This window comes from Kitasatospora sp. NPDC091207 (assembly GCF_044768625.1).
Taxonomy (GTDB): Bacteria; Actinomycetota; Actinomycetes; order Streptomycetales; family Streptomycetaceae; genus Kitasatospora.
This window is the reverse complement of sequence record NZ_JBIVVS010000001.1, coordinates 286,713-304,328: the sequence shown is the minus strand read 5'-3', so window position 1 is coordinate 304,328 and position 17,616 is coordinate 286,713. Positions and strand designations below refer to the sequence as shown.

The window sequence follows — 17,616 nt, the reverse complement described above, 5'->3', positions numbered from 1 at the left end:
CGCCCCGGCGGCCGGCGGGACGACGATCGGCAGCAGCCCCGGCAGGACGGGCTCCAGGACGGGCTCGACAGCGGGGACAGCCGGAACGGACGGGGTGACCGGAACGGACGGAACGGACGGGGTGGCGGCGCTCAGGCTCGGACTGACGCTCTGGCTTGGACCGACGCCCGGAGTCAGACTCGTACTCGGACTCGCCGAGGGCGTCGCCGCCGTGAGCGCCCCGGCGGCCGGCGGGACGACGATCGGCAGCAGCCCCGGCAGGACGGGCTCCAGGACGGGCTCGACAGCGGGGACAGCCGGAACGGACGGGGTCGGCGGGACCGGCACCGAGGGCGAGACCGTCGGCCCGGGCACGGAAGGGGCGGGCACCGTCGGCTGACCGGCCGACGCACTGGTGGCGGGTACGGACGGCGCGGGAATCGCGGCCGGGGTGGCCGGCGCACCGGGCGGCGACACCGCCCCGGACGGGGGCGACGGTACGCCGGACGACGGCACCACCGGCGAGGACACCGGGGCGGTCGGCACCACAGGTGACGACACCGTCGGGGACGGCACCCCGGGCGGCGACACCGAGGCCGACGGCGACGGCACGACCGTCGGCACGGGCGAGGACACCGGGGCGGTCGGCACCACCGGCACCACCGGGACGGACGGCACCACCGGCACGGCCGGCGTGGACGGGACCCCGGGCGAGGGCGCGGCAGCCGCCGCGACCCGGACGGTGACCGCGTCCGCCGCCGTTCCGTTGCCCGCCAGGTCCGTCGCCGTGACGACCAACCACTGATCGCCGTCCGTCAGGTCACGGTTGGCCGTACAGGTCCAGCTGCCGTCGACGGCAGCCGTCGCCCCGCAGGCCACGATCCGCTCCGCCGAGGCCGAACTGCCGGCCCGGGCGGTGACGATCACCCGGGCCCCGGGCTCCGCCCGTCCGCCCAGCTTCGGGCGGGCCACCCGGACCGTCTCGCCCGCCGCCGGTGTGAGCAGCACCGGCCGGTCCGGCGCCACGGTGTCGACGACGAGTGCGACGGGCAGCCCCGCCGACCGGTTGCCGGCCGCGTCGACCGCGGTCGGGGTGAGCTGGTGGCGCCCGTCCGGCAGGTTCTCCACCGGCAGGCAGGACCAGCCGCCGTCGGACCGCACCGCCGTGCTGCACAGCTCGCCGGCCGGCCCGCCGCGGATCCCGGCGGGCCGGTCGGCGACCGAGACGGTGCTGCCCGGCTCGCCGGTGCCGGTCAGCTGGAGGCCCGGGTCGTTGGTGTACTCGGGGAGGGTGAGCACCGGCGCGGCGGGCGGCGCGGTCTTCACGGTGAACCGGACCGGATCACCCCGCAGCACCAGGCCGCCACTGGTGGTCTCGACCGGAGTGAAGGTGTGCGCACCGGCGGCGAGCGGGCCGCCCGGCCGGCAGGACCAGTCACCGCCCTGCTCGACCCGGGCCTTGCAGAGCACCGCGTCCCCGTCGCGCACCTCGACCGTCGCACCGGCCACCGCGCCCTCACCGCGCACCTGCGGGCGGCCGTCGGCGACGACGGTGCCGTCGGCCGGGGTGGCGATCTCCGGCCGGGCGGCGCCGACCGTCAGCCGGATCCGCTGGTCCGAGACCTGGCCGGAGTCGGCGAACCCGCCGGCCGGCACGAGCTGGGCCGCGTCCCGGCCGATCCGCAGCCGGGCCCAGGTCTCACCCGACGCGGCGTTGGCGGGGACGGTCCACTCCAGGGTGGCGCTGCCGGCCGTGGCCGGGATCTCGCTCTGCACCCGCTCGGTGGGGTCGAACCGGCCGTTGCGGTCGAAATCGATCCACCCGGCCAGGGTCGCGGGAGCACCGTCCACCGCGACCGGGACGGTGACCCGGTAGTACCGGCCGATCGCGGCCTCGGCCGGGAAGCTGACGGCCGGGTCACCGCCCTGGTACTCGCCGCGTCCTGGCTGGAGCTGGGGCGGCGCCGGGCTGGACCAGACGCTGCGCCTCGCGGCGCCGTGGTCGAGCTGGACGAGCGGTCCGCCGGCCGCGTCCGTGTCCCCGGCGGGAGTGACGGGCGGCACCAGGGGCGTCGTGCCGGTGGTCGGGGCCCGGCGGTCGAGCCGGGCCGTACTGCCGGCGTCCGCGCCGAGGAACAGGTCGGAGAGCAGGTGGGAGGCGTTGCCGTAGCCCTGCGGGGCGGTGCTGACCCCCTCGTCCAGGGTGACGGTGTACGCCTGGACGAGCGGTGCCGGGGCGGTGGTGGAGCCGGCCCGGGCGGTGGAGCGCTGCTCGACCCGGAAGACGGCGGTGCGGAAGGTGCCGGCCAGCTCCAGGCTGCCCTCGGCGGCCGATCCGGCGTCGCTGCCGTCGGCCGCCCCGGCGGGGGCGAGGCTGTTTCCGTCCACCGCCCAGCCCGGCCAGTCGGTGCGGTTGACCAGGGTGGGCGCGCTCGGTGAGCCTCCGGTGAGGCTCAGGCGGGTGGTGGTGCTGGTGATCCCGCCCTTCCCGGTGGCGATTCCGGCGAGCCCGCTGACGTGCAGCCGGGGATTGCGGACCAGTCGGGAAAAGGCGAGCCGAAGCGTTCCGACGGTCCGCCAGGAACCGTCCGTCTGCGGACGGCCCTCCGTGATCCGAAAGCCTTGTGCGGGATCTCCGGGCCGCAGTCCGTCCGTGTAGAGGGCGGCCGCCCGCCCACCGCCGGACCGCTCGGCCAATTCACCCGGTTCGGCCGTGACGTCGAAACCGGGAGCGGCGGAGAAATCGAGGTGGACGGTGAGACCGGAGGGAAGGACGGCCCGCTGCTCTCCCGACCAGGTGTCGGGGGACTGCTGCGCGACGGAGGAGGGCGGGTTCCAGCCGATCAGCACCGCGGCCGCCAGGGCGGCGGAGGCGCCGGCCGCCGCCAGTCGAGGCCGGCGTGCCCCTCCCGTCCGGGGCGCGGGCCGGTCCGGGGCCGGGGCGGACAGAGCGGCGTCGCGGGGAAACTGTCGGCTCATCCGGCTCTCCTTCGGTATCGGCTGCCGGGGTGGCCGGGCAGTCTGGGCACAAGATCTGACAAAACGGAATCACGATCCTGGGCCGGTAATACCGCGACACCTGCACTCTTGGCCGCGTGCCACCCGTTCGGCGGTCATCCGACCGGCAGGACAGGATGTACCCGAATGGGATGTATTTCATCCATTAGGCGACGTATCGAGCGAAATCCCGGCGGCCTTCAACCGGGCCCCGCCGTTCGGCACCTGACCGTTCGTCGGGCAACCCCGTTCCCATGCCTGCGGCGCCCGGGTGGAGTCGGGGCGGCGACCGTGCGCCCGGGTCCCGCCGGAAGGGGTTCCGCGACCGTCGGGCCCCGCGACCCCCACCGATGTCGTGCGCTCCGGCTCGTCGGCTGTCCGGGCGCGGTCCCGGCATCCGCGCGGTGTTCGCCGCTCGCCGGACAGGCACCCGGCGAGCGGCCGGACCGGCGGCCCGGCCGCCCCGGGGGTACGCCCGGCCCCCCGGCCGGCCTTCCGCGGGCCTCAGCGGGCCGCCGGACCTCGGCCGTCGGCCGGCTCCCGGAGCACCGGCGGATGGCACGCACCCGGACAACGGAGAAGCCCCCGGCCGGTGGCCGGGGGCTTCTCGTTGGTGCGCTCAGCAGGATTCGAACCTGCAACCTCTTGATCCGTAGTCAAGTGCTCTATCCGTTGAGCTATGAGCGCAAGTGCCGGGCGAACCCGGTCTTGCGAAGGTTTGGTGCGCTCAGCAGGATTCGAACCTGCAACCTCTTGATCCGTAGTCAAGTGCTCTATCCGTTGAGCTATGAGCGCTCGCCCTGCTGAGCGTGTCGGCGGGGCGTTGCGGGGACAACATTACATGACCTGCGACGCGGGGCGAAATCGATTGATCCGGCCCCCCGGGACCACCGGTTCCCGACCGGCCCCGACCCGGCCCCGGACATGCGAGAAGCCCCGCCGACGTGATCGTCGACGGGGCTCCCGACTGGCGGAGGCTGAGGGATTTGAACCCTCGATGGGCTTTAAGACCCAAACCGCATTAGCAGTGCGGCGCCATAGACCGGACTAGGCGAAGCCTCCCCACACCTGGACCGCGCCCGCGTGGCGGACTCGCTCCGTGTGCCAGTGATGATGCCACAACCCGAGGGCCCGGCACCAACCACCGCCAACGTTACTAGGCGGGTCGTCCCCGCCGCAAAGAAGAATGAGATACTGCCTTCTCCGGAGGAGCTGCCCTGAGCCGAGGAGACCTGTCGACGTGAGCAGCAGGCCGATCCGAGGCGCTGCTCGCCTCGCCGCCATACTCGACGCCCTGCCCGACGCGTTGTTGCTGGTGAACAGCAACGGCACCGTCGTCGATGCCAACAGCGCAGCCGTCCAGGCGCTCCAGACGCCCGGCACCTCGCTGGTCGGCATGGGCGTCCTGGACCTGCTGCCGGAGTTCGATCCGAGCCGGATCCCCGGCTCGATGCGGCCGAAGCCGCGCGAGGACGACGCGCTCGACCGCCCGGTGCGGATGACCGCCCGCCGTACCGACGGCACCGCCTTCCCGGTCGAGGTCTCCGGCAACGACTTCGCCGACGACGGCACCGGCTCCGGCGAGGGGCGCGGTTACGCGCTCTCCCCGCTCGTCCCCTACGACCCGTACCGCGACGGTTCGCGGCCCTCCGGCAGCGACCTGCTCCTGCTGCTGGTCCGCGACCTCTCCAGCCGGCTCGGCGTCGAGGCGGAACTGCGCCGTCAGCACAAGCAGACCGAGATGATCCTGCGGGCCGCCGCCGAGGGCGTCCTGGGCGTGGACCTCGAAGGCCGCTGCGTGCTGGTCAACCCGGCCGCCGCGCACATCCTGGAGTACCGGGCGAGCGAGCTGGGCGGGCGCGAGCTGCACCCGCTGATCCAGCACTCCCGGGCCGACGGCACCCCGCTGGCGCTGGAGGAGTCCGCGCTGCTGGACACCCTGACCTCCGGACGCAAGCACCGGGTGCGCGGCACCGTGCTCTGGCGCAAGGACGGCCGGCCGGTCACCGTCGACCTCACCACCGCCCCCGTCCGCGACGGCGACCAGCTGGTCGGCGCGGTGATGACCTTCACCGACCGCAGCCGCGAGCTGGCCCTGGTCGCCCGCAACGAACACCTCACCGCCGTCCTGGAGAGCGAGCTGGGCGGCGCCCTGACCGCGCTCCACCGGCGGATCGACGCGCTCGCCGCCGACCCCGCCGGCCAGCTCTGGCCGGAGGCCAACTGGACCCTGCGGCGCCTGGCCGACGAGTGCCGGCGGTTCGGCAAGCTGATCGACGGCGTGCTCGCGCACCAGCGCTCCGAGGCCGGTGGTGACGGCGCGTCCGGCGGCTCCACCGGGGACGACAAGGACGGGACGAAGCCCGTCGACCGGGTGCCGGTCAGCCTGGACAAGGTGATCCGGCAGGCGGTCGAACACGCGGGCGAGCTGGTCGGCGCCGGGCGGGTGCGGTTCTCCGTGCACGCCGCCGCCGTCGAGGTGATCGCCGACGAGAAGCGGCTCGCCCAGGCGCTGGCCCACCTGGTCGCCGACGTCAGCGGGGTCGCGCTCTCGCTGGACGCCCCGCCCGCCGTCGCCTCCCCCGCCCCGGCCGCCCCCGGGACGCCCGAGCTGCCCCCGGCCGACGGCGGTGCGCCGATGGTGGTCCTCGCGGCCGCCCAGCGCGGCGACGTCGCCCGGGTGGAGATCCGCGGCCCCGGGCGCGGCGGCAGCCCCGTCCACCTGCCGATAGCCCGCACCGTGGTGGAGCGCCACGGCGGCGTGCTCCAGCCGCACGAACTGCCCGGCAAGGCCGGCACCACGTACGTGGTCGAGCTGCCGCTGGACCCGGTCGCGGCGAAGGCCGCCGCCGAACGCGCCTCCGCCGAGGGCCGGTCGGACCGGCCCAAGGAGACCGACAGCGCCGTGCTGCCCGACCTGCCGGGCATCCCGCAGCTGCCCGCGGCCCGACGCGCCGAGGACGACGCCGAGCCGGCACCCGCCGAGGCCCCGACCGCCGGTGAGGCGGCCGACCGGGCAGCCGGCCCGGAGCAGGCGAACGAGGAGCCGGCGCAGCCGCCGGTGGCCGAGCGGCGCGGGCGCCGGGGCCGGCCGGCGCCCGAACCCGCCGTCCCCGAGGCCGACGCGGCCGCAGCAGCCGCAGCAGCCGCTGCCGACCGGTGGCCGAACGCCCCGGCACGGGTCGAGCGGGCCGTCCCCGAGCAGTGGAACGGCACCGGCAACGATCCCGCCTACGGACGCCAGGGCGTGGGCGGCCCGACCGCCCAGGCGAGCGACCCGTGGGGCAAGGACGACGGCCGCTCCGGCACCGCGTACGCGGTGCCGGTCGACGGCCGCCCGGACGAGCCCGCCGCCGCGGCCGCTCCGGCGGCACCGCGCGGCCCGCTCGCCCTGGGGCCCGCCACGGCGCCCGCCGACTCCGCTGCGCCGGCTCCGGCCGGCGCCCCGGCCGGCGGCACTCCGAGCGACGGCACTCCGAGCGACGGCACTCCCGCCGGCGGCACTCCGGTGGCCCGGGTGCCCGACGGCGGGCCCGTGGCCGAGACCGCTCCGACCGGCGCCGAGGCCTTCGGCCGGGACGCCGACGGCGGGGGCGAGCCGAAGCCGTCCCGGCGGCGCCGAGCGCTGCCGGCCGCCGAGGACTCGTCCGGCGGATTCGCACTCCCCGGCATGCCCGACCCCGCCCCGCTCTACCCCGGGCTGGAGCACGCGCTGCCGGCCGGCCCCGCGCCCGCGCTGCCCGAGCCGCCCGCCGCCGCGCCCACCGGCCGCCGCCGCCGGCTGGCCGTACCGCCCGGTCCCGACACCGACGGCCCGACGCCCGGAACGGCCACCGAGGGCACCCCCGGCGCGCTGGAGCTCGCCCGGCCCGCGCTGCCGGCCGCGGGGGCGGACGGACCGGCCCCCACCGGCCCGGACGGTCCGCAGCCGGTCGGCACCGGGCTGGCCGAGCTGGCTCCGCCGCGACCCCTCGGTGCCTCCGGTGCTCCGAACGGCTCCGGTCCGAACGGCCAGGGCTTTCCGGCGGGTCAGGTCGGTCAGGTCGAGGCTTTCCCGGCCGCTCCGGCCCACGTGCCCGCCCCGCCGGCCGGCCCGCCGCAGCTGCCCGCCGCCCCCGAGGCCCGGACGGCGCCGCGCCCGATGGCCGAGCTGCCCGCCGCCGGTCACGACGACCCCGCCGAGCACCCCGTGCAGGCCGTCCCCGCCGGGGACGGCAGCCCGCGCCGGCTGCTGGTCTGGCCCGAGCCCGACCCGGCCACCCGGCAGGCCCTTCAGGACCGCGGCTACCGCCCGGTGATCGTCCGCTCCCGCGAGGAGGTGGACGCCCAGATCGCCGGCTTCCCCGCCGCGCTGTTCGTCGATCCGCTGACCGGCCCGATCACCCGCACCGCACTGCAGTCGCTGCGCACGGCGGCCCTCAACAGCCGGGTCCCGGTGCTGGTCACGGCCGGCCTCGGCCAGGCCACCCGGGACGCCGCGTACGGCGCCGACCCGGCCGTGCTGCTGCGCGCCCTCGCCCCGCGCGACGGTGAGAACCACGCCCCCCGGGTCCTGCTGGTCGAGGGCGACCCGGACATCGCCGCCGCCATGATCAGCAGCCTGGAACGGCGCGGCATGCACGTCGAGCACGCGGCGGACGAGAACGACGCCGTCGCCCGTGCCAGCAGCGTGCAGCCGAACCTGGTGGTGATGGACCTCTTCCAGATCCGCCGCCGGCGGGTCGGCCTGCTGGACTGGCTGCGCACCAACGACCGGCTGCACCGCACCCCGCTGGTCGTCTACACCTCGGTCGACCTCGACCCGCGCGAACTGCCCCGGCTGCGCACCGGCGAGACGGTGCTGTTCCTCGCCGAACGCTCCACCACCGCGGACGTCCAGTCCCGGATCGTCGACCTGCTCGGGCGGATCGGCGCGATGGGCGAGGCGGGCGTCGCGGCCGCCGGCTGACACGGCCGGGGGCCGGCCACCCGTTGGTGGCCGGCCCCCGGCGCGTCCGCGCGTTCCCGCTGCTCCTCGGCTACTCCTTGCCGAGCACCGTGACGTCCAGCTCGTCGGCCGCGTAGCCGGCCCGGATGACCTTCTTGTCGAACTTGCCGACGGAGGTCTTCGGCACCGACTCGACGACCGCCCAGCGCTCCGGCAGCTGCCAGGAGGCGACCCGCTCGGCCAGGAACGCGCGCAGCTCCTTCAGCCCGGCGGTGGCACCCGGTCGCAGCACCACGGTGGCCAGCGGACGCTCGCCCCACTTCTCGTCCGGAACGGCCACCACGGCGGCCTCGGCCACCTCCGGGTGGGCCATCAGGTGGTTCTCCAGATCCACCGAGGAGATCCACTCGCCACCGGACTTGATGACGTCCTTGGCCCGGTCGGTCAGGGTCAGGTAGCCGTCCGGGGTGATGGTGCCGACGTCACCGGTGCGCAGCCAGCCGTCCTCGGAGAACTTGTCGTCCGGGCGCTCCGGGTCGTGCCCGGCGCCGCCGTAGTAAGCGCCGGCGATCCACGGCCCGCGCACCTCCAACTCGCCCGCCGAGACGCCGTCGTGCGGCATCCGCTCGCCGCCGGGGCCGGTCAGCCGGGCCTCGACCGAGGCCGGGAAGATGCCCTGGGTGACCCGGTAGGGCCACTCCTCCTCCGGGGTGAGGCCACCGGGAGCCTGGGCGAAGGCGCCGAGCGGCGAGGTCTCGGTCATGCCCCAGGCGTGCACGACCCGGATGCCGTGCCGCTCGTCGAAGGCCCTCATCAGCGAGGGCGGGCAGGCGGACCCGCCGATGACCACCATGCGCAGGCTGGAGGTGTCGTGGTCGCCCGCGTCCAGCTCGTCCAGCAGGCCGCTCCAGATGGTCGGCACCGCGGCGCTGACGGTGGGCCGCACCCGGGCGATCATCTCGGCCAGCGGCTTCGGCTGGAGGAAGCGGTCCGGCATCAGCAGCCCGGCGCCGGACATGAAGGCGCCGTGCGGGATGCCCCAGGCGTTGACGTGGAACATCGGCACGACCGGCAGCGCGATGTCGCGCGGGGTGAAGGCGAAGTTGTCACCGGTGTTGACCTGGAGGCCGTGCAGATAGATCGAGCGGTGGCTGTAGAGCACGCCCTTCGGGTCGCCGGTGGTGCCGGAGGTGTAGCAGAGCACGGCCGCCTCGCGCTCGTCGATGTCGGTCCGCCACGGGTACGTGGTGGGCCGGCCGGCGATCAGGTCCTCGTAGTCGTGCACGGCACCGGCGAAGCCGACCAGCAACGACCGGTCGCCGGGGCCGCTGACCACGATGTGCTTGAGCGTGGGGGCGAGCTCCGGGAGGACGGCGGCCAGCAGCGGGAGCACGGTGCCGTTGACGATGATCACGCGGTCGGCGGCGTGGTTGATGATGAACGACAGCTGGCCCGCCGGGAGCCGCAGGTTGAGCGTGTGCAGCACCGCCCCCATCGACGGCGCCGCGAGGTACGCCTCCAGGTGCTCGGCGTTGTTCCACATCAGCGTGGCCACCCGGTCGTCCCCGGTCACCCCGAGTTCGTCCCGCAGGGCATGGGCGAGCTGCGCGGCGCGTGCCCCGACCTCGGCATACGTCCGGACCACCGGCCCGGTGCCGTCCCAGGTGGTGACGGTCGACCTCGCGTGGATCGTCGACCCGTGCTCCAGGATCCTGGCGACGGTGAGCGGGACGTCCTGCATCGTGCTGAACACGGGTCCTCCTTGACCGGGCGGCACTGCGACTGCGGCTGCGACTGCGCCGCCGGCGGGCGGCCACTGCGCGGCTACTGGGCTGCTACTGGGCGGTAATACAGGCACCTGAGCCCGATTGTGCCTCTCCGTCCGCCCGCTGTCAGCATCCTTGCCCCGTTGCACGGATCACGGATTCGCGGCGCCCGGCGGTGCGCTCACTGCCCGGGCCGCTCGTCCCGGTCGCGCTCCCGGGCCAGGGCGGCCAGGCCGTCGAAGGTCCGGAGCAGGACGGCCCTCCGCTCCTCCTTGTGGCCCGGGGCGGGCTCCAGGTCGTCGATGGACCGCTCCCAGACGGCCATGAAGTCCGTCTTCCAGCCCTCGATCGTCGCCGTGGCGGGAAGGCCGGCCCCGACGAGGCCCCGGGAGGCGATCAGGTGGAGCAGTTCGAGGTTGCAGGGGACGGCCACGCCCCAGTACTCGTCCGGCTCCAGTTCGGTCCGGTCGCCGGACATCGCCCGCTCGACCTCGTCGATCAGCCGGCCGGTGAGCTCGGCGAGGTGGTCGGCCGCCGTGTCGCTGTCGAAGTTACCGCTGCCCCAGGTGCCCATGAGTCCTCCGTGATCGGGCTTTTCGGTCAGCACCGTTGTAGCCGCCCGCACTGACAGCGGCACGCGATACTGAGGGGCATGAGCGACAGTCATGACGACCACCGGGTGCAGCCGGAGCCGGCCGGGTTCCGGCTGCCGTGCCCGTGCTGTTCCGACGGGGTGCGGACACGGGCACGGCTGGGCGTTCGCGCCGACCGGTCGGGCACCGGCCACATCCCGGAGACCTGCCGGGCCTGCGAGGGGCACGGCTGGCTCTCGCTCGGCCTCCGGGACTGACCCGGCGCGGGCGGCCGGTTCGAGCGGGCCCGCGCGGGCCGGTCAGGCGGCCGGGCCGGGCCGGTGGAGCCGGACGCAGAACTCGGGCTCCGGCAGGTACGCCGGGTCGAGGAGGAACCCCTGCTCGGCGGCCACCCGCAGGACGTGGTGGGCACCCGCACCGCGGTAGGTCGCGAGGTTGACGCGGATCCGGCGGGGGGCTTCGGCGCTCCGGCCGTCGCCCTGACTGTTGCCCCGGCCGCTCCCCTGGCCGTTGCCCCGGCGGGTCTCGCGGGCGACGATGCGGCGGACGTGGCGGTCCCAGGCTGCGGCGCTGCCGGAGAACTCGGCCCAGAAGGCACGCGGTCCGACCGTCCAGCGCGCGCCCCAGCGGTCCCAGTAGTCGGGTTCGGGGTGCTTCACCCAGAACGCCAGCAGGCTGAGCGCGCCGCAGACGGGGACGTAGGCGAACTGCAGCACGAACATGAACGGCAGCAGGAGCGCGAACCGGGCCGGGCGGGGCCCCCACGGCGTACCCGGGGCGGCCGGCGGATCCTGCGGGCCGGGCGCGGACACCCGCGCCGGGGCGGGGAACCGCCGGCTGAGCCGGACCCGCCCCAGGTCACCACCGGCGGGCACGCCCTGCCAGCCGTACCGCTCCGCGAGCCGCACCACACCGGCCGCGCCCAGGCCCCGGTAGAGGCGCACCGCGAGCTTGACCCCCATCGTGCGGCCGAGGTCGGCACCCACCTCACCGGCGCCCGCGGCGTGCTCCGCCTCGGCCGTGCGGATCCGGCGCTCCAGGATCGGGGCGACGTACCGCTCCCAATCCTCCGGACGGCCGGTGAGCTCGGCCTTGAGGCGGCGCGGCGGGAGGAAGGTGCGGTTGACCTTCAGCCAGGAGTCGGAGTCGGGGCCGGACGGACCGCTGGCGCCGCTCCAGAGCAGGATCGCGAACAGGGCGACCAGGGCGGCGATCCAGAGCGGCGCGTAGATCCACTGGAGGGTGAACTGCAGCAGCACGGCGGCCCGGTTGCGGCGCGGCCGCGGGCCGGGGAAGGGGCCGTCGAAGGACGGGGCGGCGGACGGGGCGGCGGCCGGCCGGGGGTGTCCGTACGAGTTGCCCTGGGCGTACGGATTGGCCTGCGGCTGCGGGGTGCCCTGGGCGTACGGGTTGGCCTGGCTGTACGGATCGGCCTGGCTGTACGGGTTCGGCCCGGCGTACGGGCCGCCCTGCGGGTACGGCGCCGGCTGTGGCCCGGTGCCCTGCCCACCCGCTCCGGCGTAGTGCCCCTGCCCGTCCGACACGCCCGTCCCCCTCCGTGTGACCAATCGACGGGACACCCTATCCGGCCACGGGTTCCGGCCCGTCAGCTCGCCAGCGGGGCGTCCACCTGGTTGCGGTCGACGGTCAGCGTGGCGCCCCCGTACGTCTCCTCCACGTTGCCCCGGTACTGGTGGACGCGCTGGCGGTCGGCCCAGAGCTCGGGGGTCAGGGCGCCGCCGCCGACGGTGTCGGCGTGGTCGTCCCAGCGGGCGTACCAGAGCGTGTCGGGCAGCGGGGAGCTGCCCGCCCGGGCGGCCGCGGCCAGGTCGGCGATGCCGGAGTCGAGGCTGGAGTAGAACCCGGACCGGTAGCCGACCGCGTGCAGGCCCTGGGTCCAGCCGAGCGTGAAGTCGACGACGGCCTGGCCGCAGGCGGGGTCGCGCATCGGGTACGACTCGATGTCCAGGAAGACCGGACTGCCCGAGCCCAGACCGACGGCCATCAGGCCGCGGACCGCCTCGGCCGCTTCGTCCCGCCCCTGCTGGGCCGCGCGGGCCGGGTCGATCCGCCGGGGCTTGCCCTGGAGCTCGCTGCACGGGGCCTGCAGACCGACGTGGACCGGGAGGAAGTGCCAGCCCATCCCCCGCGCCTGGCGGACCCAGTCGGCGGTGAGCCTCGGCTGGGCGCAGCCGCGCTGGGACCCGCTGGTGTAGATGCCGACCGCGCCGTACGGGGAGGAGTCGCGCCAGAGGCGGAGGGTGTCGAGCGGGGGCGCGGTGCAGGCGTCGAAGGCCGCACCGGTGTAGAGGTCGCGGGTCCGCAGGGCGGGCGGACCGGCCCGGTCGGTCAGGACGGTGGCCCGGATGCGGGGCACGGCGGCGGCCACCGGGGCGGTCGCCTCGGCGCTCACGCCTGCCCCGTCGGTCGCGAGCAGGAGCACGAGGGAGGCGGCGGCCGTGGCCGCCGGGCGGAGATAGCGCACCCCGCCTTGATACTGACGGACCATCGGACGATTGCGGCAACCGCGCCGCACACGCCGGAGAAGCTCACCCTTTCAGGCGTACCCGTCCGCATCCGTCCGCATTTTGGTAACGAGCTTGCCCCTAAGTCACTCCTTACGGCAAACTCGCCACCATGCCCACGTCCCATTCCGGCCACACCACCTCCCCGCCGCCGGCCGCCGCCGTCGCCGAGGCCCTTGCCATGCCGCCCGCCCCCAAGGGCGAGCCCGCCGGCGAGCGCGGTGGCTGGCGACGAGGCGGGGCCCCCGACCCCGGGCTGCCACCGGACGCGCAGCCCGCCGGGCCATCTGCCCGGCGGTACTCGAAGCTCGTGCGGCGCCCGGAGAGAATCCCGGCGCCGCTCTTCTGTCTGGCCGCGATGTTCCTGGTGCAGCTCGGCATCGCGCTGTCCAAGCCGCTGTTCGACCCGCTCGGGGTGAGTGGCACGACCTTCCTGCGGCTCGGGTTCGCGGCGGTGATCCTGCTCGCCCTCACCCGGCCCCGCCTGCGTGGCCGCCGGCCGCGCGACCTCGCCGCCGCCGGTCTGCTCGGGGTGGCGTCCGCCGGCATGACGCTGCTCTTCGCCGGGGCGATCGACCGGCTGCCGATGGGCACCGCCGCGACCATCGAGTTCCTCGGCCCGCTCGCGGTCGCGCTGGTCTTCGCCCGCCGGGCCAGTCACCTGGTCTGGGCCCTGCTGGCGGCCGGCGGGGTGGCCCTGCTGACGCTGCTCGGCGAGGGCGGCGGCGGATCGTCGCTCGACCCGGTCGGCCTGGCCTACGCCTTCGGCGCGGCCGGCTGCTACGCCGCGTACATCCTGTTCACGGACAAGGTCGGCGCCGCGTTCCAGGGGTTCCAGGGGCTGGCGGTGTCGATGACGGTCGGCGCGCTGACGCTGGCGCCGTTCGGTCTCGGCCAGGCCTGGGACGGGCTGACCGCGCCCGGCGCCTCGCCGCTGATGCTGCTGCTCGCGGTGGCCGGGGTGTCACTGCTGCTCCCGGTGATCCCGTACGCGCTGGAGATGACCGCGCTGCGCAGGATGCCGCAGCGGGTGTTCAGCGTGCTGGTGAGCCTGGAGCCGGCGGTCAGCGCGCTGGTCGGTCTGGTGGTGCTGGGCCAGCTGCTCGGCGCGGTGCAGCTGGCCGGCATCGGCTGCGTGGTGGCCGCCAGCGTCGGGGCCACCCTGACCGGGCGACGGTGACCGCGCCGGGGTGAACGGACCCCGTAGCGGCCGGGCGGCCCCGGGTGGCCCCGGGCGATCCGCCGGCCCGGACCGCCCGGGGCCGTCGGCCGCTACGGCCAGAGCAGGGTCCGCGACCACTCCGGGGTCCGGACCGGGCCCGTCCGGGTGTAGCGCAACCGGACGTGGCGGCGGTTCGCGTCGCCCTGCCAGAACTCCACCTCGTGCGCCCAGAGCGTGTAGACCGCGTGCCCGGCCGCGACGGCGTCCGGCGTGGCCTCCAGCCGGCGGCGGGCGACCGCCTCCGCCTCGTCGTACTCGGCGCGGGAGCCCAGCGACTCGCTCTGCCGGCCGACCAGCGCACCGACCCGCGCCGCCGGGGAACGGGTGGCGAACTCGGCTGCCGCGACCTGGTCGGCGGCCCGCTCGACGGTGCCCCGGACCCGGACCTGGCGGCCCAGCGGCGGCCAGTAGAGGGTGAGCGCGGCAGCCGGGTGGTCGGCGAGCTGGCGGCCCTTCGGGCTGTCGGCGGCGGCCGAGAAGACCCAGCCGGTGCCGGAGGCGTCGACATCGCGCAGCACCAGCACCCGGGCGTCCGGCAGACCGTCGGCGTCGACCGTGGAGAGCGTGGCCACCTGCGGGTCCAGCACGCCGGCCGCGAGCGCGGTCGCGAGCCAGTCGACGAAGAGCGGGCCGGGCTCGGCCGGGGCCGACTCGGCGTCGAAGGACGGCAGTGGGCGGGCCATCGGCGGGCGGCCGAGCAACAGCTCGGGCACGGACCTGGGCTCGGGCCTCGCCTCGGGCCTCGACTCCGACCCCGGGGCAGGCCTGGCCTCGCCCGGGCCGATCAGGCCCTCCTCCTCCGCTGCCATCGCGCCCTTCCTTCCGGTTGCCGCGGTCGCAGCCCCTCGCCGGCCGGACCGCCGGGGCCCGGGCGCGGGGTGCGCTGTCGGAGCGCAACCGTACCGCCGACGGATGACCGTTCCGCGCCCGCCCTGGCCCGGAGCGGGCTCGGGACGGCTGCGGGGCCGGCCGCCACGGCCCGGCGCCGGGCCTCGGCACGGGGCCCCGGACGCACTCGTGGGCGGCGCCGAGGTACGGCACCGCCCACGAGGCCGGTTCGCGGTGACCCTTTCCGCTACCCGGTTCCCTGCGTCGAGTTGTCTCGCTTCGAGCCCCGCCGCGAGCGCTCAACCCGCTCGCGGCCACCCACCTCCGGCGCCCCCGCCGACGGTGGCACCCGCTCCCGTCAGTGGAAGACCGGGGCGAAGACGATGTTGAAGTTCTTGTTCGACTGACCGGCCAGGATGACGCCCGAGTTGTCCTTCACCGCCAGGGTGTTGGCCTGGTTCGAGGCACCGGAGCCGGTGGCCGTCTGCTGGGTGGAGACGTAGTTGCCGTCCACGGAGCCGAAGACGTTGCCCGTCCCCACGTTCGACACCACACCGCTGTTGGAACCGTCGTTGGCCAGCGCGCCGTTGTCGGCGGCGGCGGACCCGGCGCCCGCCAGCAGCAGACCGGCCGCCAGCGGGGCCGCGACCAGAAGACCGGCCAGCCGGCGGTTACGGATGCGAGCCATGAGAGCCTCCAAGAAAGCTGTAAATCGTGCATTGTGTGCGGGAGTTCGTCGGCCAGACGAACACCTGCGGGCTGCGACGCCGAGAGACAGACTTCCGCAACAAATCGACAAAGCACCACCTTGCGGCTCAGTTTTCGCCCGTTAGCGTGATATCCAGGGCGATGGTGAATAACGGGCGCCACAAGGGATAGTGCGCCGACACACCGGCGCCGACCTGCGATTTCGCCCGAACTGTGGCAGTCGGCGGCACGTTCTTGGGAGGCGTGCAGGGAGCACACGAAGAACCGGGCGCACCACCCTGGCGCACAGCACCGGCGAACGCGCCCCCACAAGGGAGAGTCATCCTCCCTTGTCGATATATCCAGCGATCCTGCGACTATTCCACAATCCTACTTAGCTCACCGAAAGAGGGCGGCCGAAGAAGGACATCGAACGCGAAGAGCTGAACATCAGACCGCCTTGCCGGGGTTGAGAATACCCAGGGGGTCGAAGACCGCCTTCAGCTGCCGCTGCAGCTCCAGCGCCACCGGGCCCAGCTCACGCGCCAGCCACTCCCGCTTCAGGAGCCCGACCCCGTGCTCCCCGGTGATCGTGCCGCCCAACTCCAGCCCCAGCGCCATGATCTCGTCGAAGGAGCGCTGCGCCCGGGCGGACTCCGCGGGATCGTCGGCGTCGAAGATGACGATCGGGTGGGTGTTGCCGTCGCCGGCATGGCTGACCACCCCGATGGTCAGCTCGTGCCGCTCGGCGATCGCGGCGACGCCGTTCAGCATCTCGGCCAGCCGCGAGCGGGGCACCGCCACGTCGTCGATCATCGTGGTCCCCAGCCGGTCCAGTGCGGGCAGGGCCAACCGCCGGGCCTGCAGCAACAGTTCGGATTCCGCCTGGTCATCGGCGGGCACCACCTCGGTCGCACCCGCCGCCCGGCAGATCTCCCCCACCCGGGCCAGCTCGGCCGCCGGATCCGGCCCGTCGAAGGCCACCAGCAGCAGCGCCTGGGTCGACTCCGGCAACCCCATCTGCCCCAGCTCGTTCACCGCCCGCACGCTGACCGCGTCCATCAGCTCCATCAGCGACGGCGTGAGCCCGCGCGCCATCACCTCGCACACCGCGGCACCCGCCGCGTCCGCGCTCGGGAACTCCGCCGCCAGCGCCAACTGCGCCGCCGGCAGGGGCCGCAGAGCCACCACGGCCCCGACCACCACGCCCAGCGTGCCCTCCGAGCCGACCAGCAACCGGGTCAGGTCGTAACCCGCGACCCCCTTCGCCGTCCGGCGACCGGTGGACAGCAGCCGCCCGTCCGCCAGCACCACGTCGAGACCGAGTACGTACTCGCTGGTGACGCCGTACTTGACGCAGCAGAGCCCGCCCGCGCCGGTGCCGATGTTGCCGCCGATGGTGCAGGACTCCCAGCTGGACGGGTCCGGCGGGTAGGAGAGGCCGAACTCTGCGGCCGCCCTGGACAGTTCCGCGTTCACCACACCGGGCTCGACCACCGCGATCCGGTTCACCGGGTCGATCTCCAGGATGCGGTTCATCTTCACCATCGACAGCACGACGCAGCCGTCGACGGCGTTGGCCGCACCGGAGAGCCCGGTCCGGGCGCCCTGCGGCACCACCGGCACCCGCAGCTCGGTGGCGGTCCGCAGGACGTGCCGCACCTGTTCGACCGTCTCCGGGAAGACCACCACGGCGGGGGTGCCGGCCGCGCAGAAGCCCGCCATGTCGTGGCTGTAGGCGGCCATCACATCCGGGTCCATCACCAGGGCCCCGGGCGGGAGACCCGGTGCCAGTCGGTCCGTCAGATCACTCATCGCCGCCTCCGATCGCCGCCCGGCGCGCGTCTCCCCGGTCGCACGCCGCCGGTCGTACGGCCGTCGCGCCGCACGCCGTCCAGTCGTACGAGATCGAGCCGTCCGCCGCCCGTCACCTCTGTTCGCACTCTGCCTCGCCGTCGCACGACCGGCAAGTACGCCGCTCCGGCCCCGGGGGCGCGGCCGGCCGGAACGGGCGCCGCCCCGGGAGCGTCGGCGGGCATGACTGCGCTGCTCATCGCCGCGCCCGCCGACGCGGGGCCCTGCCGCCACTCGT

Annotated in this window: 11 protein-coding genes and 3 tRNA genes; 3 read left to right on the top strand and 11 right to left on the bottom strand. The window is 75.1% G+C overall.

Features of this window, described 5'->3' with window-relative positions; translation table 11 throughout:
* The 4 genes from ACIQTO_RS01345 to ACIQTO_RS01330 form a co-directional block, all read right to left on the bottom strand.
* The coding region (locus tag ACIQTO_RS01345; protein ID WP_402381284.1) for an Ig-like domain-containing protein at nucleotides 1–2,958 on the bottom strand (2,958 nt) is incomplete at its 3' end.
* Between the two features lie 629 nt (nucleotides 2,959–3,587).
* Nucleotides 3,588–3,663: transfer RNA gene (locus tag ACIQTO_RS01340), tRNA-Arg, on the bottom strand.
* 32 nt (nucleotides 3,664–3,695) lie between these two features.
* Nucleotides 3,696–3,771 (bottom strand) — tRNA-Arg (locus ACIQTO_RS01335).
* Between the two features lie 173 nt (nucleotides 3,772–3,944).
* Nucleotides 3,945–4,038: transfer RNA gene (locus tag ACIQTO_RS01330), tRNA-Ser, on the bottom strand.
* A 178-nt stretch (nucleotides 4,039–4,216) separates the two neighbouring features.
* Between ACIQTO_RS01330 and ACIQTO_RS01325 the strand changes: the two genes are divergently transcribed.
* Nucleotides 4,217–7,924, top strand: coding sequence for a PAS domain-containing protein (locus ACIQTO_RS01325; RefSeq protein ID WP_402381281.1), 3,708 nt, complete (start codon nucleotides 4,217–4,219; stop codon nucleotides 7,922–7,924).
* Between the two features lie 70 nt (nucleotides 7,925–7,994).
* Here ACIQTO_RS01325 and ACIQTO_RS01320 read toward each other — a convergent pair whose 3' ends face one another.
* Together ACIQTO_RS01320 and ACIQTO_RS01315 are read right to left on the bottom strand one after the other, a co-directional pair.
* Nucleotides 7,995–9,656 carry a long-chain fatty acid--CoA ligase gene (locus ACIQTO_RS01320; protein ID WP_402381279.1) on the bottom strand — a complete coding sequence of 554 codons (1,662 nt, stop codon included), beginning with the start codon at nucleotides 9,654–9,656 and terminating at the stop codon, nucleotides 7,995–7,997.
* A gap of 194 nt (nucleotides 9,657–9,850) precedes the next feature.
* Nucleotides 9,851–10,243, bottom strand: a complete 393-nt coding sequence (locus tag ACIQTO_RS01315) for a DUF4259 domain-containing protein (RefSeq protein ID WP_402381276.1) — start codon at nucleotides 10,241–10,243, stop codon at nucleotides 9,851–9,853.
* Nucleotides 10,244–10,321: 78 nt separating this feature from the next.
* On the opposite strand from ACIQTO_RS01315, the gene ACIQTO_RS01310 reads away from it, so the two are divergent.
* Complete coding sequence (locus ACIQTO_RS01310; RefSeq protein ID WP_402381273.1) at nucleotides 10,322–10,519, top strand: hypothetical protein; 198 nt, start codon at nucleotides 10,322–10,324, stop codon at nucleotides 10,517–10,519.
* A 42-nt stretch (nucleotides 10,520–10,561) separates the two neighbouring features.
* Here the strand turns inward: ACIQTO_RS01310 and ACIQTO_RS01305 are convergent, their stop codons facing one another.
* Both ACIQTO_RS01305 and ACIQTO_RS01300 read right to left on the bottom strand, forming a co-directional pair.
* Entirely contained in the window at nucleotides 10,562–11,806 is a 1,245-nt protein-coding gene (locus ACIQTO_RS01305) for a hypothetical protein (protein WP_402381271.1), read from the bottom strand.
* A gap of 62 nt (nucleotides 11,807–11,868) precedes the next feature.
* Nucleotides 11,869–12,747, bottom strand: a complete 879-nt coding sequence (locus tag ACIQTO_RS01300) for a DUF1906 domain-containing protein (protein ID WP_402381268.1) — start codon at nucleotides 12,745–12,747, stop codon at nucleotides 11,869–11,871.
* A gap of 152 nt (nucleotides 12,748–12,899) precedes the next feature.
* Between ACIQTO_RS01300 and ACIQTO_RS01295 the strand changes: the two genes are divergently transcribed.
* Entirely contained in the window at nucleotides 12,900–13,967 is a 1,068-nt protein-coding gene (locus ACIQTO_RS01295; RefSeq protein WP_402381266.1) for an EamA family transporter, read from the top strand.
* Between the two features lie 92 nt (nucleotides 13,968–14,059).
* On the opposite strand, the gene ACIQTO_RS01290 is transcribed toward ACIQTO_RS01295, so the two are convergent.
* The 3 genes from ACIQTO_RS01290 to ACIQTO_RS01280 all read right to left on the bottom strand — a co-directional run bounded on the left by ACIQTO_RS01290 (nucleotide 14,060) and on the right by ACIQTO_RS01280 (nucleotide 17,339).
* Nucleotides 14,060–14,818, bottom strand: coding sequence for a pyridoxal 5'-phosphate synthase (locus ACIQTO_RS01290; RefSeq protein ID WP_402381263.1), 759 nt, complete (start codon nucleotides 14,816–14,818; stop codon nucleotides 14,060–14,062).
* A gap of 377 nt (nucleotides 14,819–15,195) precedes the next feature.
* Entirely contained in the window at nucleotides 15,196–15,525 is a 330-nt protein-coding gene (locus tag ACIQTO_RS01285) for a hypothetical protein (RefSeq protein ID WP_380572499.1), read from the bottom strand.
* A 449-nt stretch (nucleotides 15,526–15,974) separates the two neighbouring features.
* Nucleotides 15,975–17,339 carry an FAD-binding oxidoreductase gene (locus ACIQTO_RS01280; RefSeq protein WP_402381260.1) on the bottom strand — a complete coding sequence of 455 codons (1,365 nt, stop codon included), beginning with the start codon at nucleotides 17,337–17,339 and terminating at the stop codon, nucleotides 15,975–15,977.
* Nucleotides 17,340–17,616 lie beyond the last annotated feature (277 nt).

What these genes read in the sequence shown, in the direction of transcription:
- ACIQTO_RS01315 (WP_402381276.1), bottom strand. Translation starts at nt 10,243, where the DNA reads ATGGGCACCTGGGGCAGCGGTAACTTCGACAGCGACACGGCGGCCGAC.
- ACIQTO_RS01310 (WP_402381273.1), top strand. Translation starts at nt 10,322, where the DNA reads ATGAGCGACAGTCATGACGACCACCGGGTGCAGCCGGAGCCGGCCGGG.
- ACIQTO_RS01295 (WP_402381266.1), top strand. Translation starts at nt 12,900, where the DNA reads ATGCCCACGTCCCATTCCGGCCACACCACCTCCCCGCCGCCGGCCGCC.
- ACIQTO_RS01290 (WP_402381263.1), bottom strand. Translation starts at nt 14,818, where the DNA reads ATGGCAGCGGAGGAGGAGGGCCTGATCGGCCCGGGCGAGGCCAGGCCT.
- ACIQTO_RS01285 (WP_380572499.1), bottom strand. Translation starts at nt 15,525, where the DNA reads ATGGCTCGCATCCGTAACCGCCGGCTGGCCGGTCTTCTGGTCGCGGCC.
- ACIQTO_RS01280 (WP_402381260.1), bottom strand. Translation starts at nt 17,339, where the DNA reads ATGAGTGATCTGACGGACCGACTGGCACCGGGTCTCCCGCCCGGGGCC.